The organism is Streptomyces sp. NPDC002784 (assembly GCF_053592135.1).
This window is the reverse complement of record NZ_JBSFVD010000015.1, coordinates 141,784-163,423: the sequence shown is the minus strand read 5'-3', so window position 1 is coordinate 163,423 and position 21,640 is coordinate 141,784. Positions and strand designations below refer to the sequence as shown.

Genomic DNA, 21,640 nt, shown 5'->3' with positions numbered 1-21,640 from the left:
AGAACCGTGAAGACGACGACGATGATCCGCACGATAGCCAACCCGCGGCGCACCACGCTGGCCCACCTCGAGGGCGCCGGCGACCTGCTGACCATGGAGCAGCCGGACCACTCCGTCGACCTTCCGGCCCAGACGGCCAACCCCCGCCGCACGATCCTGGACGAGGCGCCCGTCGCCGCCACCGCCGCGGAGTAACACCGCGAGGTGCGGGCCCCTGGCCACGTTAGCCTGGAGCGTCAGACTCCAGCCGCTTAACTCAAGGGGCCAAGCATCCCGTGCGCATCGCCAGATTCTCCATCGACGGGAACGTCGCCTTCGGCGTGGTCGAAGGCGACAAGCCTGACGAACTCGTCCTCGACATCATCAAGGGCATCCCGTTCGCGGAATTCGAGCTCTCCGGCACCAAGGTCCCGCTGAGCAAGGTCCGGCTGCTGCCCCCGGTGCTCCCCAACAAGGTCGTGGCCTTCGGCCGCAACTACGCCGAGCACGCGAAGGAACTGGGCAACGAGGTCCCGGACGCGCCCTTCGCCTTCTTCAAGCCGTCGACCTCCGTGATCGGCCCCGGCGACGACATCCAGTACCCCTCCTTCTCACAGGAGCTGCACCACGAGGCCGAGCTGGCCGTGGTCATCGGCCGGATGTGCCGCGAGGTCCCGCGCCAGCGCGTCAAGGACGTCATCCTCGGCTACACCTGCGCCAACGACATCACCGCACGTGACGTGCAGAAGCGTGAGAAGCAGTGGGCCCGGGCCAAGGGCTTCGACACCTCCTGCCCGCTGGGCCCCTGGGTGGAGACGGACCTGGACCCCTCCGACCTGACCGTCCAGCTCACGGTCAACGGCGGGCAGCGGCAGCTCGGCCGCACCAGCGAGATGATCCACTCCATCGAGGATCTGATCGTCAACATCACCGAGGCCATGACGCTGCTCCCCGGCGACGTGATCCTCACGGGCACCCCCGCGGGGGTCGGCCCCCTGGCTGTCGGCGACGAGGTCTCCGTCAGCATCGAAGGCATCGGCACTCTCACCAACAAGGTTGTCAAGCGTGGCTAGCGCATCCGCCCCAGCAGTCCGTGTCCGTTTCTGCCCGTCGCCGACCGGCAACCCCCATGTGGGCCTGGTCCGCACCGCCCTGTTCAACTGGGCGTTCGCCAAGCACCACGGCGGCACCCTGGTCTTCCGCATCGAGGACACCGACGCGGCCCGCGACTCGGAGGAGTCGTACGACCAGCTGCTGGACTCGATGCGCTGGCTCGGCTTCGACTGGGACGAGGGCCCCGAGATCGGCGGCCCGCACGCGCCGTACCGCCAGTCGCAGCGCATGGACCTCTACCGGGACGTCGCGCAGAAGCTCCTGGACGGCGGCCACGCCTACCACTGCTACTGCTCCCAGGAGGAGCTGGACAGCCGCCGCGAGGCCGCCCGCGCGGCCGGCAAGCCCTCCGGCTACGACGGCCACTGCCGTGAGCTGAGCGCCGAGCAGGTCGCCGAGTACCAGGCCCAGGGCCGCGCCCCGATCGTCCGCTTCCGGATGCCCGACGAGACGATCACCTTCACCGACCTGGTCCGCGGCGAACTGACCTTCACCCCGGAGAACGTCCCGGACTACGGCATCGTCCGCGCCAACGGCGCCCCGCTATACACCCTGGTGAACCCGGTCGACGACGCCCTGATGGAGATCACCCACGTGCTGCGCGGCGAGGACCTGCTGTCCTCGACGCCCCGTCAGATCGCCCTGTACAAGGCGCTGATGGAGCTGGGCATCGCGAAGCGGATCCCCGACTTCGGGCACCTGCCGTACGTCATGGGCGAGGGCAACAAGAAGCTCTCCAAGCGCGACCCGCAGTCGTCCCTGAACCTCTACCGGGAGCGTGGCTTCCTCCCCGAGGGACTGCTCAACTACCTCTCCCTGCTCGGCTGGTCGCTCTCGGCCGACCAGGACATCTTCACGATGGACGAGATGGTCGCGGCCTTCGAGATCGCGGACGTGAACCCCAACCCGGCCCGCTTCGACCTGAAGAAGTGCGAGTCGATCAACGGCGACCACATCCGCATGCTCGATGTGAAGGACTTCACCGAGCGCTGCGCCCCCTGGCTGAAGGCCCCCTTCGCCCCCTGGGCGCCGGAGGACTTCGACGAGACCAAGTGGGCGGCGGTCGCCCCGCACGCGCAGACCCGCCTGAAGGTCCTGTCGGAGATCACCGACAACGTCGACTTCCTCTTCCTGCCCGAGCCGGTCTTCGACGAGGCGAGCTGGACGAAGGCGATGAAGGAGGGCTCGGACGCCCTGCTGGTCACCGCCCGCGAGAAGCTCCAGGCGGCGGACTGGACCTCCCCGGAGTCCCTGAAGGAGGCCGTCCTGACGGCCGGCGAGGCCCATGGCCTCAAGCTCGGCAAGGCCCAGGCCCCGGTCCGGGTGGCCGTCACCGGCCGCACCGTCGGCCTGCCGCTCTTCGAGTCCCTGGAGATCCTCGGCAAGGAGAAGACGCTGGCCCGCATCGACGCGGCGCTGGCGAGGCTCGCCGCGTGAGCTGACCCACGGCCGAGGGGCGGCGCCCGGGACTGCGGGTGCCGCCCCTCGGCGTTCGCGTGCCGATCAGGGGCCCGGTGGCGCGGTCCGGGCCCTGTGGGCCGAACTCCCGGTGATCCTCGGCGCCGATACCCGTTTTGGAGCCCCGTCCACCTTCGGGTAATGTTCTTCCTGCGCCGCCGAGGAGCGGGCCGAAAGGCCGGTAACCGGAGGGCGCAAGCTAGAACAAGATCCCCTCAGGGGCTTGCGTTCCAGTGGCCTATGGTGTAATTGGCAGCACGACTGATTCTGGTTCAGTTAGTCTTGGTTCGAGTCCAGGTAGGCCAGCTCGCAGAGCTTATCTGCAAAGCCCCCGTTGTGTAGCGGCCTAGCACGCTGCCCTCTCAAGGCAGTAGCGCCGGTTCGAATCCGGTCGGGGGTACGGTGATCTCCTTCGAGATGATCGCTAGGGCCCCCGTTGTGTAGCGGCCTAGCACGCCGCCCTCTCAAGGCGGTAGCGCCGGTTCGAATCCGGTCGGGGGTACTGCTGGTCTAAACCACATTGGTCTATGGTGTAATTGGCAGCACGACTGATTCTGGTTCAGTTAGTCTTGGTTCGAGTCCAGGTAGACCAGCTCGGACCTGCGGAAACGCAGGATCCACGCCCCCGTTGTGTAGCGGCCTAGCACGCCGCCCTCTCAAGGCGGTAGCGCCGGTTCGAATCCGGTCGGGGGTACAGAAAAGAAGGGCCCTCCACTTCGGTGGAGGGCCCTTCGCGTGCTCCTGGCAGCGCCTGAACCCCATGTCCGGCTCGGCCACCCGGTGCACCAACCGGGCATGGGGCACGGGTATTTCGGATCTACGGGAGGGTCTGCCGCGGCGTTGGGGCGACCCTCCCGCTGTGGTGCCCGGGACGTGTCAGCCGGTGCGGCGCAGGGCCTCGGAGAGGCGGGCGGCGGCGTCGATGACCGCCTGGGCGTGCATCCGGCCCGGGTGACGGGTCAGGCGCTCGATGGGGCCGGAGACCGAGACGGCGGCCACCACGCGGTTGGAGGGGCCGCGCACCGGCGCGGACACGGACGCGACGCCCGGCTCGCGCTCGCCGATCGACTGGGCCCAGCCGCGGCGCCGTACGCCCGACAGGGCCGTCGCCGTGAAGCGGGCGCCCTGCAGGCCCCGGTGCAGGCGCTCCGGCTCCTCCCAGGCCATGAGGATCTGCGCGGAGGAGCCCGCCTTCATCGTGAGCGTCGAGCCGACCGGGACCGTGTCCCGGAGTCCGGACAGGCGCTCCGCCGCGGCGACGCAGATGCGCATGTCGCCCTGGCGGCGGTAGAGCTGCGCGCTCTCGCCCGTGACGTCACGCAGGTGCGTGAGCACCGGGCCCGCGGTGGCGAGGAGACGGTCCTCACCCGCGGCCGCGGCCAGCTCGGCCATGCGCGGGCCCAGAATGAAACGGCCCTGCATGTCGCGCGCCACCATGCGGTGGTGTTCCAGCGCCACGGCCAGCCGGTGGGCCGTGGGTCGTGCCAACCCGGTCGCCGCCACCAGACCCGCGAGGGTGGCCGGACCGGACTCCAGGGCGCTCAGGACAAGGGCTGCCTTGTCCAGCACGCCGACGCCGCTACTGTTGTCCATGCAACGATACTCGCGTCTCACTCTGTGAAACGCAAGTTCAATTTTCCGTGGAACACGCCACTCTGGATGGCACGAAGGCAGCGGCCCGCAGACCGACGGGCCCGGCGGCGGACGCCCGGGTACAGGGGCGCGGGCGCCGCTTCCTCAGATCTCTAGTTGGGTCGGCGCACCTTGGCCGGCCGGAGGGAAAGCGATGGGTAGGACACTCGCGGAGAAGGTCTGGGACGACCATGTCGTCCGGCGCGCCGAGGGCGAGCCCGACCTCCTCTTCATCGATCTGCACCTGCTGCACGAGGTGACCAGCCCGCAGGCCTTCGACGGCCTCCGCAAGAGCGGTCGCCAGGTCCGCCGGCTCGACCTGACCATCGCCACCGAGGACCACAACACCCCGACCCTCGACATCGACAAGCCCATCGCCGACCCGGTCTCCCGGATCCAGCTGGAGACGCTGCGCAAGAACGCCGCCGACTTCGGGGTGCGGCTGCACCCGCTGGGCGACGTCGAGCAGGGCGTCGTGCACGTCGTCGGCCCGCAGCTGGGTCTGACCCAGCCCGGCATGACCGTGGTCTGCGGCGACTCCCACACCTCCACGCACGGCGCCTTCGGCGGCCTGGCGTTCGGCATCGGCACCTCCCAGGTGGAGCATGTGCTGGCCACCCAGACGCTGCCCCTCGTCCGCCCCAAGACCATGGCCATCACGGTCAACGGCGAGCTGCCCGACGGCGTCACCGCCAAGGACCTGATCCTGGCGATCATCGCCAAGATCGGCACCGGCGGCGGCCAGGGCTACGTGCTGGAGTACCGCGGCCCCGCCATCGAGAAACTGTCGATGGAAGCCCGGATGACCATCTGCAACATGTCGATCGAGGCCGGCGCCCGCGCGGGCATGATCGCCCCTGACCAGACCACCTTCGACTACCTCGAGGGCCGTCCGCACGCCCCCAAGGGCGAGGACTGGGACGCGGCCGTCGCGTACTGGAAGACGCTGCGCACGGACGACGACGCCGAGTTCGACGCCGAGGTCGTCATCGAGGCCGCCGAACTGTCGCCGTTCGTCACCTGGGGCACCAACCCGGGCCAGGGCGCGCCGCTTTCGGCGAACGTCCCCGATCCCGCTTCGTACGAAGACGCTTCGGAGCGCCTCGCCGCCGAAAAGGCCCTGGAATACATGGGGTTGGAGGCCGGACAGCCGCTCAGCTCCATCAAGGTGGACACCGTCTTCGTAGGCTCCTGCACCAATGGCCGCATCGAGGACCTGCGCGCCGCCGCGGAGCTCGTGAAGGGCCGCAAAGTCGCCGACGGGGTACGGATGCTGGTCGTCCCCGGCTCCGCCCGGGTCGGTCTGCAGGCCGTCTCCGAGGGCCTGGACGTCGTCTTCAAGGAGGCCGGCGCCGAATGGCGGCACGCGGGCTGCTCGATGTGTCTGGGCATGAACCCCGACCAGCTGGCCCCCGGCGAGCGCTCCGCGTCCACCTCCAACCGCAACTTCGAGGGCAGGCAGGGCAAGGGCGGCCGTACGCACCTGGTGTCGCCGCAGGTCGCCGCCGCGACCGCCGTGCTGGGCCACCTGGCCTCCCCGGCCGACCTGTCCGACGCCGAGACCCGTACGCCCGCTGGAGTCTGAGAAGTCATGGAAGCATTCACCAAGCACACCGGCCGGGCCGTCCCGCTGCGCCGCTCCAACGTCGACACCGACCAGATCATCCCTGCTCACTGGCTCAAGAAGGTGACCCGGGACGGTTTCGAGGACGGGCTGTTCGAGGCCTGGCGCAAGGACGAGAAGTTTATCCTCAACCAGCCCGAGCGCGCGGGCGCCACCGTCCTGGTCGCCGGACCCGACTTCGGCACCGGATCCTCCCGTGAGCACGCCGTCTGGGCGCTGCAGAACTACGGCTTCAAGACCGTCATCTCCTCCCGCTTCGCCGACATCTTCCGGGGCAACTCGCTCAAGAACGGCCTGCTCACGGTGGTTCTGGAGCAGAAGATCGTGGACGCGCTGTGGGAGCTCACCGAGCAGAACCCCGAGGCCGAGATCACCGTCGACCTGGAGGACCGCGAGGTGCGCGCCGAGGGCGTCACCGCCTCCTTCGAGCTGGACGAGAACTCCCGCTGGCGGCTGCTGAACGGCCTGGACGACATCTCCATCACCCTCCAGAACGAGGCGGACATCGCCGCGTACGAGGCCAAGCGGCCGTCGTACAAGCCGCAGACGCTCCAGGCGTGACGCCGGGAGCCCTCCGGAGCAACTGAACAGGTCGAGTTTCGGCCACCCCAAGACCCCCGCCGTACCCCCGATCAGCCCGATCGGGGGTACGGCCATGTCTGCACCCGAACGGCCCCGCGCGCGCCCCCGGGGGCCGTCAACTTCCCACGTTACGGCGGCTGTTGCCGGGGTAGCCGGGTGATACAGCCGCGGCTTACGCCGGTGCCCGGACGGCCGTTTGAGGCGGCAGTTGCACCCTGAGCAGGCGACAACTCGCCCCAGATGGCACAATCTGTGCATGGAACACGACGGCCAACTCGAGCTCTATGCGGCGGTCGCGGACCAACTCAAGGAAGCGCACACAAGAGTGCGCGCACTGCAAGTCCCGGAGGGCGTACGGATGGCGCTGACCCGGAAGCTGCTGGTCATTACGGCCGCGGCCAAGCACGATCTCGCCGATGCGGCAAGGCGACTGGAGGCGTTCTCGGCGGACCTCGAAGCGGGGCGAATCCCCGACGAGGAACGCTGAAGGCTCCGAAGACAGTCGAGTCCGTTGCGGCACAAGGGTGATAAGCCCGTTTCGTGTTTGATTTGCGGTATATATCTGCCTAACGTGCGAAAAAGCTTGAACACTTTCGTTCGGGCAATGTCTCCGAAGGGGAAGACGTGAACAAGGCGCAGCTCGTAGAAGCGATTGCCGACAAGATGGGCGGCCGCCAGCAGGCTGCCGATGCTGTCGACGCCGTTCTGGACGCCGTCGTCCGTGCGGTGGTCGCGGGGGACCGGGTCTCGGTCACCGGCTTCGGGTCGTTCGAGAAGGTCGACCGTCCGGCGCGTTACGCCCGCAACCCCCAGACGGGCGAGCGGGTTCGGGTCAAGAAGACCTCTGTGCCGCGGTTCCGCGCCGGCCAGGGCTTCAAGGACCTGGTGAGCGGTTCGAAGAAGCTCCCGAAGAACGACGTCGCCGTGAAGAAGGCGCCCAAGGGCAGCCTGACCGGCGGAGCTTCCGCGACGGTCAAGAAGGCGGCGGCGAAGAAGACCACCGCGAAGAAGGCCACCACCGCCAAGAAGGCGACCGCGAAGAAGACCACAGCCACCGCGAAGAAGACCACGGCGACCGCGAAGAAGGCGACCACGAAGAAGACCACGGCCGCCGCCAAGAAGACCACCGCGAAGAAGGCCACCACCGCCAAGACGGCCCAGAAGGCCCCCGCGAAGAAGGCGACCGCCAAGAAGGCCCCGGCCAAGAAGTCGACGGCCCGCAAGACCACCGCCAAGAAGACCACCGCCCGCAAGAGGTAGGGGCGCACGGGTACTCACGCGCCGGGCCGGACTCCCTGGGGAGTCCGGCCCGCGGCGTTTTCCGGGGCCTACAGGGTCTGCAGCGTGACGAGGGTGATGCGCGGCCCGTCCTTCGGGCCCTCCACCTCGATGCGTACCCGCTGGCCGGGGCGCAGCAGGCGGAGCCCGCCCGCGTCGAACGCCGCGGCGTCGAAGGGGACCGGGGTGCCGTCGTCCAGGAGCACCTGGCCGCTGCGCGTGTCTGGGTCGTACGTGTATGCGGTGGCCTGCATGGCGTCAGCGTACGCTGCGCCGGTCGCGTCGCGATGGGGCGGCTACTGTCCCTTGATCAGCAGGCGGGCCGCCGCGGCCGTGGTGCGCGGGCCCACCCCCAGCGCCAGTGCGGCCCGCAGGTCATCGCCGGTGTCCACGTCCTGGCGTACGGAATCCACCTCGGCGAGCCCGAGTTCCGCGGCTCCCGACGTGCGATGGCGGGCGCGGGAATCCAGCCCGAATGCCGGGTGCAATTGCCTTCCCGGAGTCGCGGCCAGCAGTGTCGTGCCGATTGCGGCGGCGTCGGCCAGAAAAGCGCGCGGGAATTCCGCCGCCGAGTCCAGGACCCGGGTCAATTCCACCGGGCGCAGCGCCGGAAGATCCGCGTTCAGGGCCGCCACGGCCACCTCGGGACGCGATGCCCGCACGACCGCCTCGCCGTGCGCCACGGCGGCGTTCAGGCCGTCCCCCGGCTCGTCCGCGACGATCCGCGCGCCCAGGGCCGCCAGCTCCCGGCCGGCCAGGGCGTCGTCCGTGACGACGGCCACATCCCGTACCGCGGCGCTGGCCAGCGCCGCCGCGACGGTGTCCTGGGCGAAGGCCAGCGCCAGGGCCGGGCGCAACCCGTCGGCCGCGGTGTCCGCGAGCCTGCTCTTGGCCCGCGTCAGCGGCTTCAGGGGGATGACCAAGGTCCACTGCACGCGTGTTCGTCCCTCTCTTGTCACGGCCATTGTCACCCGGCTTTCCCCTGGGCCATCTGGTGGTCCGGTCCGCGGGGCGTACGGTGTTCTCGACAGACGGTCGGCCCGGGGCGACACTTGTGCGGCCCCCCAGGCCCTGGAGGAAGGTGTCCGCGTGCCCCGCCGCAGAATCGGCTTCTGGTACCGCTTCGCAGCGGTCCTGTGCAAACCGCCACTGGTGGTTCTGCTCAAGCGGGACTGGCGCGGAATGGAGCACATTCCGGCCGTGGGTGGATTTATCACCGCGGTGAACCACAATTCGCACATCGATCCCTTCGCCTACGCGCACTTTCAGTACAACACCGGTCGTGTTCCGCGATTCCTGGCGAAGAGCGGGCTTTTCAAGAAGGGATTCGTCGGGGCCGCGATGCGTGGCACCGGGCAGATCCCCGTCTACCGCGAGAGCACCGACGCGCTGAGCGCTTTCCGGGCCGCGATCGACGCGGTGGAGCGCGGCGAATGCGTCGCCTTCTACCCCGAGGGCACCCTCACCCGGGACCCGGCCGGCTGGCCCATGACCGGCAAGACCGGCGCCGCGCGGGTCGCCCTGCAGACCCGGTGCCCGGTGATTCCGGTCGCGCAGTGGGGCGCCAACGAAGTGCTGCCGCCGTACGCCAGGAAGCCCAGCCTGCTGCCGCGCAAGACGCACCGCGTGCTGGCGGGCCCGCCCGTGGACCTGACGCGGTTCTACGGCAAGGAGATGACCCCCGAGCTGCTGAAGGAGGCGACCGAGGTCATCATGGCCGCCATCACCGCCCAGCTCGAGGAGATCCGCGGCGAGAAGGCACCGGTGACGCCGTACGACCCGCGTCATGAGCGGATCGAGCAGCGCCGCAGGACCATGGCGCAGACGCAGCGGAAGGTCGAGCAGGAAGAGGGGCAGGGTACGTGAGCAAGCCCGTCAAGGCGGCCGTCTTCGGCACCGGATCATGGGGCACCGCCTTCGGCACGGTGCTCGCCGACGCGGGGTGCGAGGTCACCCTGTGGGGGCGCCGCCCGGAACTCGCCGAAGCGGTCAACTCCACGCGGACCAACCCCGACTACCTCCCCGGCGTGGAACTCCCGGAGAACCTGCGGGCCACCACCGACGCCGCCGAGGCGGCACGCGGCGCCGACTTCACCGTCCTCGCGGTCCCCTCGCAGACCCTGCGCGGAAACCTCGCCGAGTGGACCCCGCTGCTCGCCCCGGACACGGTCCTCGTCTCGCTGATGAAGGGCGTCGAACTCGGCTCCGCGATGCGGATGAGCGAGGTCATCGAGGACGTCGCCAAGGTCGGCCCGAACCGGATCGCCGTGGTCACCGGACCCAACCTGGCCCGGGAGATCGCCGCGCGGATGCCGGCCGCCGCCGTGGTCGCCTGCACCGACGAGACCGTCGCCCAGCGCCTCCAGGCCGCCTGCCACACGCCGTACTTCAGGCCGTACACCGAGACGGACGTGGTCGGCTGCGAGCTGGGCGGGGCCGTGAAGAACGTGATCGGGCTCGCCGTCGGCATCGCGGACGGCATGGGGCTCGGCGACAACGCCAAGGGCTCGCTGATCACCCGCGGCCTCGCGGAGACCGCGCGGCTCGGTGTCGCGCTGGGCGCCGACCCGATGACGTTCGCCGGACTCGCGGGCCTCGGCGACCTGGTGGCCACCTGCTCCTCGCCGCTGTCGCGCAACCACACCTTCGGCACCAACCTCGGCAAGGGCATGACGCTGCAGGAGACCATCGCGGTCACCAAGCAGACCGCCGAGGGCGTCAAGTCCTGCGAGTCGGTGCTGGATCTGGCCCGCCGGCACGGCGTCGACATGCCGATCTGCGAGACCGTCGTCGGCATCGTGCACGAGGGCAAGGCTCCGGTGGTCGCGCTCAAGGAGCTGATGTCACGCAGCGCGAAGCCCGAACGACGCTGAGCGACGCGGGGTCCGCGGCGCTGTATCACGCCCTGCCACCGGGTACCCTCAACGCGATATGAGCACCGAGAACCTCCCCCAGAGCCCTCAGCAGCCGCCTCGCAAGCCGCGCGTGGCCGTCGTGTTCGGCGGCCGCAGCTCCGAGCACGGGATCTCCGTGGTCACGGCCGGCGCCGTACTGAAGGCCATCGACCGGACCCGGTACGACGTCCTGCCGATCGGCATCACCCAGGACGGCCGCTGGGCGCTCACCGCCGACGAACCGGAGCGCATGGCGATCACCGACCGCCGCACCCCGAGCGTCGCGGAGCTCGCCGAGTCGACCGAGGGCGGCGTGGTGCTCCCCGTCGACCCCGCGAACCGCGAAGTCGTCTACAGCGAGCCGGGATCGGTGCCCAAGGCGCTCGGTGAGGTCGACGTCGTCTTCCCCGTCCTGCACGGCCCCTACGGCGAGGACGGCACCCTTCAGGGTCTGCTGGAGCTCTCCGGTGTCCCCTACGTGGGCTCGGGTGTGCTCGCCTCGGCCGTCGGCCAGGACAAGGAGTACATGAAGCGGGTGTTCACCTCCTTCGGGCTCAAGGTCGGCCCGTACGTGGTGATCCGGCCCCGGGAGTGGGAGCGGGACGAGCCGGCCGCCCGCAAGAAGATCGTCGACTTCGCCGGCGAGCACGGCTGGCCGCTCTTCGTGAAGCCCGCGCGCGCGGGTTCGTCGATCGGCATCACCAAGGTCGAGGACCTGGCGGGCCTCGACGAGGCGATCGCGGAGGCCCAGCGCCACGACCCGAAGATCCTGGTCGAGGCGGCGCTGCGGGGCCGTGAGATCGAGTGCGGGGTGCTGGAGTTCGAGGACGGCCCGCGCGCCTCGGTGCCCGCGGAGATCCCGCCGCCGGACGCCCACGCGTACTACGACTTCGAGGCCAAGTACATCGACTCGACTCCCGGGATCGTGCCGGCGCCGCTGACGCCCGAGGAGACGGCTCAGGTGCGGCGCCTGGCCGTGGACGCCTACGACGCGGCCTCCTGCGAGGGACTCGTACGGGCGGACTTCTTCCTCACGGAGGACGGCGAGTTCGTGATCAACGAGATCAACACGATGCCCGGCTTCACCCCGATCTCGATGTACCCGCAGATGTGGCAGGCGACCGGGGTCGGTTACCCGGAGCTGGTGGACCGGCTGATCCAGGCGGCGCTGCGCCGCTCCACGGGGCTGCGCTGAGCTAGCCGGCGATCCCCGCGGGGATCGCCTTTTTCACGGCCGGCGCCAGGTCGATCAGCACGGCCGAGCTGTCCACCCCCTCCGGCACGGTCACTTCGACGTACGCCTCGCGATTGGCGCAGGTGAAGCGGTACGCCCCGCCGTCCCGCTGCTCCATCAGCCAGTCGACGCCGTTCACACCGCCGGCCACCGCGTCGGAGTCGCGCCCCTCCGCGACCTTCGGGTCGATCATCTTCGGCGGCCGGGACACACCGCAGCGCAGTATGATCTCCGGGTTTCCCCAGCCCGCCGTCAGCGCGGAGGCGGGCCCGGGGTCACGGCGGCTCTCACCGGCCACCTTCGACGGCAGTACCTTGTCCAGGTTCTGGCACAGCTCGGTGGTTCGCGCCCCCGGCGAGGGAACCGCCGCCGACCCGCTGTCGTCTGCTGAGGAGCAGCCCGCGACGGTGATCGACACAACGAGCGCGGGCAGACCGATGAGCCGGTGACGCAAGGAGTTCACCGGCCAAGGGTAGACGGGGGCTAGAGATGGACGACCGGGCAGGTCAGGGTGCGGGTGATGCCGTCCACTTGCTGGACCTTGGCGACCACCATGCGGCCGAGGTCGTCTACGGTGTCGGCCTGCGCTCGCACGATCACGTCATACGGTCCTGTCACGTCCTCGGCCTGGATGACTCCAGGGATCTTGCTGATCGACTCGGCGACGGTCGACGCCTTGCCGACCTCCGTCTGGATCAGGATGTACGCCTGTACCACGGAACCTCCAGGGCGGCCACGAGGATCATGTGGGGAAAAGGAACGCCACGGTATCGCGTCGTCGCTCGTCGCGGGGAGACCCGCGGTGCCCGGGGGTCCCGCGCCGGGGTGCAGGCACGACAGTGGTTGACGGTCACCTCGACCGTATCGAGGACAGTAGAGACACGCGACCGGGAACGCATAGGGACAGAAGGGGCGTAAGGGCAATGAAGGGCACTGTTGGTGAGCTCGGGGAGTTCGGGCTCATCAGGGAGCTCACCTCCCGTCTCACCACCACCCCGGCGGTCCGGGTCGGCCCCGGCGACGACGCCGCGGTGGTCGCCGCGCCCGACCGCAGGGTCGTGGCGAGCACCGACATCCTGCTCGAGGGACGGCACTTCCGCCGCGACTGGTCCACCGCCTACGACGTGGGCCGCAAGGCGGCCGCGCAGAACCTCGCGGACATCGCGGCCATGGGCGCCGTGCCGACCGCCCTGCTGCTCGGCCTGGTGGTCCCCGCCGAACTCCCGGTGACCTGGGCGACCGAGCTGATGGACGGCCTGCGCGACGAGTGCCAGGTGGCCGGCGCCTCCGTGGTCGGCGGCGATGTCGTACGCGGCGACACGATCATGGTGTCGATCACCGCGCTCGGCGACCTGCGCAACCAGGAGCCCGTCACCCGGGGCGGCGCGCAGCCCGGGGACCTCGTCGCGGTGACCGGCTGGCTGGGCTGGTCCGCGGCCGGGTACGCGGTGCTGTCCCGGGGGTTCCGCTCGCCGCGGGCCTTCGTGGAGGCGCACCGGCGCCCGGAGCCGCCGTATCACGCGGGCCCCGCGGCGGCCGGGCTCGGGGCGACGGCCATGTGCGACGTCAGTGACGGGCTGATCGCCGACCTCGGGCACATCGCCGAGGCCAGCAAGGTGCGGATCGACATCCGCTCCGGCGCGATCGACATCCCCTCCCAGATGAACGACATCGGGCAGGCCGTCGGCGTCGATCCCATGCAGTGGGTGCTGAGCGGGGGAGAGGACCACGCGATCGTGGCGACCTTCCCGCCGGACGTGAAGCTGCCCGCCCGCTGGAAGGTCATCGGCGAGGTCCTCAACCCCTCGGCGCTGCCCCAGGTGACGGTCGACGGGGCGCCGTGGACCAGCAAGGGCGGTTGGGACCACTTCGGGGACATCGAGTCGTGAGCGCGCCGCCGAGGGTGCTGACGGTCGCCGGCTCCGACTCCGGGGGCGGGGCGGGGATCCAGGCCGACCTGAAGACGATGCTGGCGCTCGGCGTGCACGGCATGAGCGTGATCACGGCGGTCACCGCGCAGAACTCGCTGGGCGTGCAGGGCGCTTGGCCGCTGCCCGTGGAGGCGGTGCGGGCCCAGTACCGCAGTGTCGTCGACGACATCGGCGTGCAGGCCGTGAAGACCGGCATGCTGGCCTCCGCCGAACTCGTCGAGGCGGTGGCCGCCTTGCTGGGCGGCACGGACGCGCCGGTGGTGGTCGACCCGGTGGGGGTGTCCAAGCACGGGGACTCGCTGCTGGCCGCGTCGGCGCTGGACTCCGTACGCGGCACGCTGCTGCCGGTGGCCACCGTCGCGACCCCGAACCTGGACGAAGTGGCCCAACTCACAGGAATCACGGTCGAGTCCGAGGGCGATCTGCGACGGGCCGCGGCGGCCGTGCTGGCGTACGGGCCGCGCTGGGTGGTGATCAAGGGCGGCCATCTCGCGGGGGACGCGGTCGATCTGCTCACCGACGGCTCCGAGGAGTACTGGCTGCGCGCGCCGCGGCACGACAACCGGCACACCCACGGCACGGGCTGCACGCTGGCCTCCGCGATCGCGTCCCAGCTGGCGAAGGGACAGCCGGTGCCGGAGGCGGTGACGGCGGCCAAGGAGTACGTCACGGGGGCCATCGCGGCCGGGTTCGCGCTGGGCGGGGGGATCGGGCCCGTGGATCACGGGTGGCGGTCCCGCGCGTGGGGCATGCAAAAAGCCGGTCCACGCGAGGTGGACCGGCTCAGAGCAGCGAACCAGCAGTGGCCGCGCGCTTAGCTGTGCGTCAGCGCGAGACCTTGCCGGCCTTGATGCACGAGGTGCAAGCGTTCACGCGCTTCGGCGTCCCGCCCACCACGGTACGGACGCGCTGGATGTTCGGGTTCCAGCGACGGGGCGTACGGCGGTGCGAGTGCGAGATGTTGTTGCCGAAGCCCGGCCCCTTGCCGCAGACGTCGCAGTTGGCAGCCACGGGTCACTCCAAAGACTTCAGATGCACGTACGGTTGAACCCGGCAGGCCGGGATCAAGATCGCAGGATCAGAGATCTGAGTGGCGTTGCCAGGGGGAATGGCCCGATCTGCATCGGGCAACCGGAGCAGCATACAACGACTGCGCCAGTACAACGAAACTACCATGGCTGCTCAGGGCTCCACGCCCGGCCCTCTTCCGGCGGGCCCGGTCCCTGGGTCTACGCTGCGTCCACGTCCAGCTCAGGGAGGCGCAGGTGGCGCAGGTGCCGCAGACATTCTTCGATGCTCTCGCGGTACGCACCTGGTGCGGCCTCGCGCTGGAGGCGCTCGGGCGCGCGCGCGAGGAGATCGACGCGATCAACGTCTACCCCGTGGCCGACGGGGACACCGGCACGAACCTGTACCTCACGGTGGAGTCGGCGGCGGCGGCCGTGGACGCGGTGTTCATCGGGCACGAGGCGGGCTCCGCGGGCTCCGCGCCGTCCCTGGCGGAGGCCGTGCGCGCGATGGCCCACGGCGCGCTCATCGGGGCGCGCGGGAACTCCGGGACGATCCTGGCGCAGCTGCTGCGCGGCATGGCCCAGGTGCTCGCCGCCGACGGTGACACGGCGCACACCGGGGCGGGCGGGCTCCGACTCGCCCTGCGGCACGCCGCCGACTCCGCCCGGCAGGCCGTGGCCCACCCGGTCGAGGGCACGATCCTCACCGTCGCCTCGGCCGCCGCCGACGCCGCCACGGAGGCCGAGGGCGACTGCGGGACCGTCGCCCGGGCCGCCTACGAAGGCGCGCGCACCGCCCTCGCCGCGACCCCGCACCAGCTCGCCGTGCTGGAACGCGCGGGGGTGGTGGACGCCGGGGGACGCGGTCTCGTCACCGTCCTCGCGGCCCTGGTGCAGACGCTCACCGGGGAGAAGCCGGCCGCGACCGTGACCTACGCGCGCGGGCCCGTCGACAGTCCCGGCGAGTGCGCGTCCCTTCCGGAGGGCGGGCCCGCCTTCGAGGTGATCTACCTGCTGGAGGCCGAGGACGAGGCCGTCACCCGGCTCCGGGAGCGGCTCGACACCCTCGGGGACTCGCTGGTCGTGGTCGGCGGGGACGGGCTGTGGAACGTCCATGTGCACGTCGACGACGCCGGCGCCGCCGTGGAGGCGGGCGTCGAGGCGGGCCGGCCGCACCGGATCCGGATCACCCACTTCGGCGTCGGTGACGTGCACACCACCGGAGGGGAGCGGCCGCCCCGGGAGCGGGCCCAGCGTGCGGTCGTGGCCGTCGTACCGGGGCCGGGCCTGGCCGGGCTGTACACCGAGGCCGGTGCGACCACCGTGCTCGCGCGCCCCGGGGAGCCGCCCGCGAGCGGGGAGCTGGTGGAGGCCGTACGACGGGCCCACGCGCGCGAGGTCGTGCTGCTGCCCAACGACGCGGAGCTGCGGCACACCGCGGCGGCCGCCGCCGAGCAGGCCCGCGCCGAGGGCATCCGGGTGGCGCTGATCCCCACCCGGTCCGCGGTCCAGGGGATCGCCGCGCTCGCCGTGCACGAGCCCGACCGGCGCTTCGACGAGGACGTGGTGTCGATGACCTCGGCGGCCGGCGCCACCCGCTACGCCGAGGTCGCCGTCGCCGAGCGCCAGTCCTGGACCATGGCCGGCATCTGCCAGGCCGGCGATGTGCTCGGCCTCATCGACGGCGACGTCGCCGTCATCGGCGCGGAGGTCACGGCCACCGCCGAGACCGTCCTGGACCGCATGCTCTCGGCCGGCGGCGAGCTGGTCACCCTCGTCCTCGGCGACGAGGCGCCCGACGGGATCGCCGGACACCTCGAAGCGCGGGTACGGGAGTCCTACCTCGCCGTCGACACGGTGGTCTACCGGGGCGGGCGGCAAGGGGCGCTGCTGCTGATCGGCGTGGAATAGGGCGCTGCTGCTGATCGGCGGGAACAGGGCGCAGCGCCCTCAGCCCGCACGGCCCGCTCAGTCCGCCTCAGTCCTCCCCAGCCCGCTTCAGTCCTCCTCGGTCACCTGGAGCAGCTGCTCCGCCTCCGCCCGCCGCTCCCCGGCCGCCCCGTCCTGCGCGGGCACACCCTCGTAGGCCGCCAGCACCGCACGCGCGCGTGCCGCCGCCTGAGCGGTCCGGCCCAGGTCCGCCTCCAGCCAGCCCGCGGCGAGTTCGGCGCCGGTCCGGGCGTGCCGGCCGGCCTCCCCGAGCGTGGCGAACACCGTGACCGCCTCCGTCATCCGGGACAGCGCCCCCTCCAGGGCGGCCCGGATCGAGTCGTCCTCGTCGTCCTCGGCCGCGGACCGGGCGAGCAGGTCGCCGAACTGGCGGTGGGTGTGGCCCAGCTCGGCGGTGAGCCGGGCGTACGCCTCCTCGTCGGGCGCCGCGTCCAGCGCTTGCGCGCACTCCTGGACCGCGGCCGCCATCAGCTCCCGGGCCGCGCCCACCCCGGCCGCGCCGTCCTCGGCGCGCAGCGCGAGCCACGCGCGGGCGCGCAGGGAGCGGACGAGCCCGTGGACGTTGCCCAGCTCCCGCCACAGGTCGCCCGCGCGCGTGTAGGCGCGGTCCGCCTCCTCGTGCAGCTCCGCCTGACCGAGCGACTCGGCGGCGAGGTGGGCGAGCGTGGCGTGGTCGTGCTGCTCGGGCCAGTGCCGGGCGATCTCGGCGGCCTGCAGACGCCGCTCGGCCGCCTCCCGGTGCTCGCCCAGCTCGCTCAGGCAGTCGCCGAGCCACCACTGCGTCTGCACGAGAGCACCGTCGCCGTGCGTCTCCGGGGACAGATCGGGCAGCGCCGACTCCAGCACCTCGGCGGCCTCCGCCCAGCGCCCCTGGCGCAGCAGGAACCCGCCGAGCTGATGCCGCGCCCAGGCGCCGAGCGTGCGGCCCTCGCCCGCCTCGTCGGCCCAGTGCGCCGCCTCCAGGGCGTGCTCGGCGGCCTCCTCCGACAGACCCCGGCCGCCCAGGACCTCGGCGAGCTGGAGATGCAGCTGTGCCCGGCCCGGCGCCTCCAGGTGCGGTCCGCCGTGCTCCAGGGCCGCCCGCAGCGCCCGCTCGGCCTGAGCCGTGTCGCCGAGGTGGTGCGCGAGTCCGGCCAGCCGGGCCTCGTACTCCACCGCGAACCACGGAAGACCCGCCTCGACGAAGGCCGCCGCGGCCCGCGCGAACAGCCCCGCGGCCGCCTCCACGTCCCCGGCCAGCGCCGCCAGTTCGGCGAGCATCGCCTGCGCCTCGGCGGCCCGCGAGGCGAGCCGTACGTCGTCCCCGGTGCGCCCGTCCACCAGTGCGAGGAGTTCGCGCGCGGCGCCCTCGGCGGTGCCCGCGATCACGGGGTCCACCGGCTCGTCGGCCTCGTGCACCTGCCGCATCAGCACTCGCGCGCGTCCCATCAGCACCGACGCCGTCTGCCGCAGTCCCGTGCCGTCCTCGGCGTACAGCGCGAGGACCCGGTCGTAGGGCTCGGCCACCGCCGCCAGCGCCTCTCGCAGATGGCCGGTGAGCGCGCGTACGTACGCCGCACGCGTGCGTGCCGCCAGCGCCTCGCCCGGGTCGCCCGCCTCGGCGTACAGCTCGGCGGCCCGCTCGAACAGCTCGACCCCGTCGGGGCCGAGCTCCATCGCCCGGTGGTCGACGATCTCCGCGAGGTCGCGCACGTCCAGCTCGGCGCCCTCGGCGGCCCGCGCCACCGCCGCCCACGCCTCCACGGCGTGCGGCTGCAAGGTGTCCGACAGCCGCCGGGCCTCGGCCAGCAGGGTCGGCAGGTCCGCCTCCACGGGCTCATCCTGCGCCGGAACCTCCGGCACCGGAACAGCGGCGGACGCCACGGTGGACCGCGCCGAGCGCACCCCGAGCGGCAGCCGCTCCGCCAGCGGCTCCTGGGCCATGCGCGCGCGGGCCAGCTCGCTGACGCGACCGGTGCCGTTGCGCCGGTCGAACCGTCCGGCCAGTTCCAGTGCTTCCGCACGCGCGTGTGCGGCGAGTTCGTGTGCCGTCCAGGTCCGGCCCGCGGGTCCCGGCACCCGCTGCCCGCCGAGCCCCAGCCCGGTCAGCCGCTCCATGAGCAGCGTCACCACGGTCAGGAACTCCAGCCTGCTGCGCGGCTGCCCGGTGTCGGTGAAGTAGGCGGGCCGCTCGGCGAGCAGTTCCAGGCCGCGTGCCTCGTTGCCGGTCAGCGCGCAGAACTCGACGTGGTCGGCGTAGGCGCCGCGCATGCTCTCCATCGGCCGTACCAGACGGAAGCCGCGCAGGTGGTGGGCGCGGGCCTCGTCCACCCGGCCCAGCCGCAGCAGGGACGCGAGCGAGGAGGCCAGCACGGTGTGCGGCTCGTGGGCGCAGGTGTACTCGCCCTCCAGGACCGGGGCCCACAGCTCCAGCGCCCGCTCGTCCCGGCCCCGCTCCGCCTGCCACCAGCCCTGCCCGTGCAGTTCACAGGCGTGGCAGTCGGCCATGCTGTCCCGGTCGGCGGCCAGCCAGGCGGCGTACGCCCGCTCGGCCCGCTCCAGGTCCCCGATGTGCGCGGCCACGCTGAACTCGGCGCTGCGCACGGCCCGTTCGGAGTGGCCGGCGAGCCGGTAGCGGTGCTCCATCTCGCCGAGCCACTTCTCTATGGAGGCGAGCGGGACGTGCGGCTGGTCGAGCATGCCGGCCGTCATCCACTTGAAGACCCAGTGCAGGGAATGGGCCTCGTACTCGTCGAAGTCCTCGGGCCGCTCGTCCCACATGCGCAGCAGCCGCGCGAACGGGACGAACATCTTGTCCTTCTCGGAGCTGTAGTTGTAGACCTTCAGCTGGTGCCCGAGCGCCTCGATCACGGCGAGCGGCACGTTCAGCTTCTCGGCCTCGGCGAGCAGTTGCTCCGCGCGGGCGTTGCGGGCCGGTCCCTCCGGCTCCTCGGAGTTCTCCGCCATCGCCCGGCGCAGCGCGTCGAAGTCCGCGCCCCCGTCGGTTCCGGTCATCAGCGACCCTCCTCGCCGTTCGTGGCCCACTCCAGCAGGCCCATGAAGGCCCGGTTCAGCAGCGCCGAGTCCGCGGGCCTGAGCGGCCGCTGCGCCATCAGCAGGGCCTGTCCGTACAGCGACTCGGTGGCGGTGCCGATCAGCTCCGCGTCGCTGAGGGAACTGATCCGCCGGATCAGCGGGTTGAGGTGGTTGAGCACCAGCCGCGCGCGCGGCGCGCTGCCGCGCAGCGAGCCGAGGATGCCCGCCCACAGGTCGTCGGCCTGCTCCTCGGCGTCGGCCCGCGCCTGCTCGTGCCGGGACGCGCGGTCGTCCAGGTGCAGCGCCGGCACGGACAGCGGATGGAAGGCCCGCAGGACCACATCGCAGCCCAGCGGGTCGAGCCTGGCCCGCGCGGCCGCCAGGAAGCCGGACAGCGCCAGCTCCTCGGCCGGGTCGACGGCGTCCAGATGGGCGGTCACGGTGTCCGCGTCCAGCTCGGCGACCACCGTTCCCGGCCGCACCGAGGGCAGCGCCTCGACGAGTTCGCTGTCGTAGGTGTAACCGCCGTTGATCACCCCGACGCCCTGCGCCGAGGCGATCGGCGCGACCTGCCGGTACTCCTCGACGGTCCGGGTGAAGTGCACCACCGCATGGCGCTGCGCGAACTCCTCCAGGGACAGCCGCCCGTCGGTGGTCTCGAAGGGCAGCCACGGCAGCATCGTGCGCAGCATCTCCTTGTCGTGCCGTGCCAGGGACTTCACCCCGAGGTGGTGCACCGACAGGAAGGCCGCCAGCCGTTCCGGATCGCCCGCGGCGAGCCCGGTCAGCCACGACCGGATCCGTTCCCCGAGCGCTTCCCGTACGGCCGCCAGCGTCTCGTCCTCGTACAGCGACTCGCGCGAGGCGGTGGGCCGCAGGCTGTCGGTGTCCAGGACGCAGCGCACGAAGAACGCCCAGTCGGGCAGCAGCTGTTCGGCCCGCTCGGTGAGCAGCATGCCCTTGAGGTGGACGCGATGACCGGCGCGCTGGGCCGGGCTGACCGCCGCCGGCAGCACGTAGGCCACCCCGCGGACGCCCGCCAGCGGAACGTTCAGCTCGATCGAGTCCAGCGGAGTGAACCCGAACAGCTCATGACAGTGCCGGGCCAGCGCCACCCGCCGGTTGGCGGGGGAGGGGTAAGCACGGTCCCAGGGCGCCGGGAGGTCGGTGACCTCCTCCTCGCCCACCCGTACGTCGTACGGCAGCAGCGAGCCGAACTCCCGGGCCAGCGCGAGCACCCGTTCCTCCGTCAGCCACTCCCCGGCCCCGGCCCGCGCCACCAGATGCACGGTGGTGCCAGGTTCGGGCCGCTCGGCGTCCGGGAGCGTCCGCACGGTGTACGAGCCGTCGTCCGCCGCCGTCCACTCCACCGGTGGCGCATCGGGCGTACGGGCGCTGCGGCTGACCACCCGGATCCGCTCGGCGACCACGAAACAGGCCAGCAGCCCGATGCCGAACTGGCCCAGGAAGTCCGAGCGGGCGGCCTGCAGTCCGTCCGCCCGCTTGGAGCTGCGGCCGATTGTGGCCAGCAGGCTGTGCACATCGGACTCGGTCAGCCCGACACCGGAGTCCTCCACCCGCAGCCCGCCGGCGTCGACGGACAGCCGCACCCGCGCCGGGGCGTCGGGCTGCTCGGCGCGCCGGGCGGTGATGGCGTCCACGGCGTTCTGCAGCAGTTCGCGCAGGTAGACCTTCGGACTGGAGTACAGGTGATGGGAGAGCAGGTCCACCAGACCACGCAGGTCGACCTGGAAGGTATGAGGGGACTGGGATGCCTGGGATGGCTGTGAGGTCTGGGAGTCCATCGTCGCTGCGCCGGTGGGGGGAAGGCGTCGGCGCGGGGTCGGGCGGTCCGTGTGAGGCGGTGACCGCGAAGGATGGCCGGAGGCGCGTCATCCTATGGCCCGGACCACCCGTCTGACCAGGGGTTTCCTCAGACG

Annotated in this window: 21 protein-coding genes and 5 tRNA genes; 18 read left to right on the top strand and 8 right to left on the bottom strand. The window is 71.5% G+C overall.

Annotated features, from left to right (window positions below):
• Nucleotides 1–6: 6 nt before the first annotated feature.
• The 8 genes from ACWD1Z_RS24725 (at nt 7) to ACWD1Z_RS24690 (ending at nt 3,244) form a co-directional block, all read left to right on the top strand.
• On the top strand, nt 7–195 hold the full coding sequence (locus ACWD1Z_RS24725; RefSeq protein ID WP_451121768.1) for a hypothetical protein: 189 nt from the start codon (nt 7–9) through the stop codon (nt 193–195).
• Between the two features lie 80 nt (nt 196–275).
• A complete protein-coding gene (locus ACWD1Z_RS24720) occupies nt 276–1,052 on the top strand; it encodes a fumarylacetoacetate hydrolase family protein (protein ID WP_451121767.1) in 777 nt (258 codons plus the stop codon).
• Nucleotides 1,045–2,529: a glutamate--tRNA ligase gene (gene gltX, locus ACWD1Z_RS24715; protein WP_451121766.1), complete on the top strand. Its 1,485-nt coding sequence runs from the start codon at nt 1,045–1,047 to the stop codon at nt 2,527–2,529. The genes ACWD1Z_RS24720 and gltX overlap by 8 nt, the downstream gene beginning before the upstream one ends.
• A 255-nt stretch (nt 2,530–2,784) precedes the next feature.
• Nucleotides 2,785–2,856 (top strand) — tRNA-Gln (locus tag ACWD1Z_RS24710).
• A 21-nt stretch (nt 2,857–2,877) separates the two neighbouring features.
• Nucleotides 2,878–2,950: transfer RNA gene (locus ACWD1Z_RS24705), tRNA-Glu, on the top strand.
• A gap of 29 nt (nt 2,951–2,979) precedes the next feature.
• Nucleotides 2,980–3,052, top strand: a tRNA-Glu gene (locus tag ACWD1Z_RS24700).
• A gap of 19 nt (nt 3,053–3,071) precedes the next feature.
• Nucleotides 3,072–3,143 (top strand) — tRNA-Gln (locus ACWD1Z_RS24695).
• A gap of 28 nt (nt 3,144–3,171) precedes the next feature.
• Nucleotides 3,172–3,244: transfer RNA gene (locus ACWD1Z_RS24690), tRNA-Glu, on the top strand.
• 182 nt (nt 3,245–3,426) lie between these two features.
• Here the strand turns inward: ACWD1Z_RS24690 and ndgR are convergent.
• Nucleotides 3,427–4,143 carry an IclR family transcriptional regulator NdgR gene (ndgR, locus tag ACWD1Z_RS24685; RefSeq protein ID WP_250074667.1) on the bottom strand — a complete coding sequence of 239 codons (717 nt, stop codon included), beginning with the start codon at nt 4,141–4,143 and terminating at the stop codon, nt 3,427–3,429.
• 193 nt (nt 4,144–4,336) lie between these two features.
• Between ndgR and leuC the strand changes: the two genes are divergently transcribed.
• The 4 genes from leuC (at nt 4,337) to ACWD1Z_RS24665 (ending at nt 7,648) form a co-directional block, all read left to right on the top strand.
• Entirely contained in the window at nt 4,337–5,767 is a 1,431-nt protein-coding gene (leuC, locus tag ACWD1Z_RS24680) for a 3-isopropylmalate dehydratase large subunit (RefSeq protein WP_451121765.1), read from the top strand.
• A 6-nt stretch (nt 5,768–5,773) separates the two neighbouring features.
• A complete protein-coding gene (gene leuD, locus ACWD1Z_RS24675; RefSeq protein ID WP_389414772.1) occupies nt 5,774–6,367 on the top strand; it encodes a 3-isopropylmalate dehydratase small subunit in 594 nt (197 codons plus the stop codon).
• 277 nt (nt 6,368–6,644) lie between these two features.
• Nucleotides 6,645–6,875: an SCO5555 family protein gene (locus ACWD1Z_RS24670; RefSeq protein ID WP_389414771.1), complete on the top strand. Its 231-nt coding sequence runs from the start codon at nt 6,645–6,647 to the stop codon at nt 6,873–6,875.
• A gap of 137 nt (nt 6,876–7,012) precedes the next feature.
• Entirely contained in the window at nt 7,013–7,648 is a 636-nt protein-coding gene (locus ACWD1Z_RS24665) for an HU family DNA-binding protein (protein WP_451121764.1), read from the top strand.
• A gap of 68 nt (nt 7,649–7,716) precedes the next feature.
• Here ACWD1Z_RS24665 and ACWD1Z_RS24660 read toward each other — a convergent pair whose 3' ends face one another.
• Nucleotides 7,717–7,920, bottom strand: coding sequence for a cold-shock protein (locus ACWD1Z_RS24660; protein ID WP_186282898.1), 204 nt, complete (start codon nt 7,918–7,920; stop codon nt 7,717–7,719).
• 42 nt (nt 7,921–7,962) lie between these two features.
• Entirely contained in the window at nt 7,963–8,601 is a 639-nt protein-coding gene (gene cofC, locus ACWD1Z_RS24655) for a 2-phospho-L-lactate guanylyltransferase (protein WP_451121763.1), read from the bottom strand.
• A 154-nt stretch (nt 8,602–8,755) separates the two neighbouring features.
• Here cofC and ACWD1Z_RS24650 point away from each other — a divergent pair, with 154 nt between their 5' ends.
• From ACWD1Z_RS24650 to ACWD1Z_RS24640, 3 genes are read left to right on the top strand one after another with little or no spacing between them, the layout of a single operon-like run.
• Nucleotides 8,756–9,532: a lysophospholipid acyltransferase family protein gene (locus ACWD1Z_RS24650; RefSeq protein WP_451121762.1), complete on the top strand. Its 777-nt coding sequence runs from the start codon at nt 8,756–8,758 to the stop codon at nt 9,530–9,532.
• The gene (locus ACWD1Z_RS24645) at nt 9,529–10,539 is read left to right on the top strand and encodes an NAD(P)H-dependent glycerol-3-phosphate dehydrogenase (RefSeq protein WP_451121761.1); all 1,011 of its coding nucleotides are present in this window, start codon (nt 9,529–9,531) and stop codon (nt 10,537–10,539) included. Before ACWD1Z_RS24650 ends, ACWD1Z_RS24645 begins: the two co-directional genes overlap by 4 nt.
• Before the next feature lie 58 nt (nt 10,540–10,597).
• Nucleotides 10,598–11,755 (top strand): D-alanine--D-alanine ligase family protein, encoded by a 1,158-nt coding sequence (locus ACWD1Z_RS24640; RefSeq protein WP_451121760.1) that lies wholly within the window; start codon nt 10,598–10,600, stop codon nt 11,753–11,755.
• 1 nt (nt 11,756) lies between these two features.
• Here the strand turns inward: ACWD1Z_RS24640 and ACWD1Z_RS24635 are convergent, their stop codons facing one another.
• Together ACWD1Z_RS24635 and ACWD1Z_RS24630 are read right to left on the bottom strand one after the other, a co-directional pair.
• Nucleotides 11,757–12,257, bottom strand: coding sequence for a DUF3515 domain-containing protein (locus ACWD1Z_RS24635; RefSeq protein WP_451121759.1), 501 nt, complete (start codon nt 12,255–12,257; stop codon nt 11,757–11,759).
• Between the two features lie 20 nt (nt 12,258–12,277).
• Nucleotides 12,278–12,511: an Lrp/AsnC family transcriptional regulator gene (locus ACWD1Z_RS24630; protein WP_328678679.1), complete on the bottom strand. Its 234-nt coding sequence runs from the start codon at nt 12,509–12,511 to the stop codon at nt 12,278–12,280.
• 206 nt (nt 12,512–12,717) lie between these two features.
• On the opposite strand from ACWD1Z_RS24630, the gene ACWD1Z_RS24625 reads away from it, so the two are divergent.
• Together ACWD1Z_RS24625 and thiD are read left to right on the top strand one after the other, a co-directional pair.
• On the top strand, nt 12,718–13,683 hold the full coding sequence (locus ACWD1Z_RS24625) for a thiamine-phosphate kinase (protein ID WP_389414764.1): 966 nt from the start codon (nt 12,718–12,720) through the stop codon (nt 13,681–13,683).
• Nucleotides 13,680–14,543, top strand: coding sequence for a bifunctional hydroxymethylpyrimidine kinase/phosphomethylpyrimidine kinase (gene thiD / locus ACWD1Z_RS24620; protein ID WP_451121758.1), 864 nt, complete (start codon nt 13,680–13,682; stop codon nt 14,541–14,543). Before ACWD1Z_RS24625 ends, thiD begins: the two co-directional genes overlap by 4 nt.
• Before the next feature lie 7 nt (nt 14,544–14,550).
• Here thiD and rpmB read toward each other — a convergent pair whose 3' ends face one another.
• Nucleotides 14,551–14,736: a 50S ribosomal protein L28 gene (gene rpmB / locus ACWD1Z_RS24615; protein ID WP_004924906.1), complete on the bottom strand. Its 186-nt coding sequence runs from the start codon at nt 14,734–14,736 to the stop codon at nt 14,551–14,553.
• A 254-nt stretch (nt 14,737–14,990) separates the two neighbouring features.
• On the opposite strand from rpmB, the gene ACWD1Z_RS24610 reads away from it, so the two are divergent.
• Complete coding sequence (locus ACWD1Z_RS24610; protein ID WP_451121757.1) at nt 14,991–16,646, top strand: DAK2 domain-containing protein; 1,656 nt, start codon at nt 14,991–14,993, stop codon at nt 16,644–16,646.
• Between the two features lie 87 nt (nt 16,647–16,733).
• On the opposite strand, the gene ACWD1Z_RS24605 is transcribed toward ACWD1Z_RS24610, so the two are convergent.
• Both ACWD1Z_RS24605 and ACWD1Z_RS24600 read right to left on the bottom strand, forming a co-directional pair.
• Nucleotides 16,734–19,679, bottom strand: coding sequence for a tetratricopeptide repeat protein (locus ACWD1Z_RS24605; RefSeq protein WP_451121756.1), 2,946 nt, complete (start codon nt 19,677–19,679; stop codon nt 16,734–16,736).
• Entirely contained in the window at nt 19,679–21,505 is a 1,827-nt protein-coding gene (locus tag ACWD1Z_RS24600) for an HSP90 family protein (protein ID WP_451121755.1), read from the bottom strand. The genes ACWD1Z_RS24605 and ACWD1Z_RS24600 overlap by 1 nt, the downstream gene beginning before the upstream one ends.
• Between the last annotated feature and the right edge of the window lie 135 nt (nt 21,506–21,640).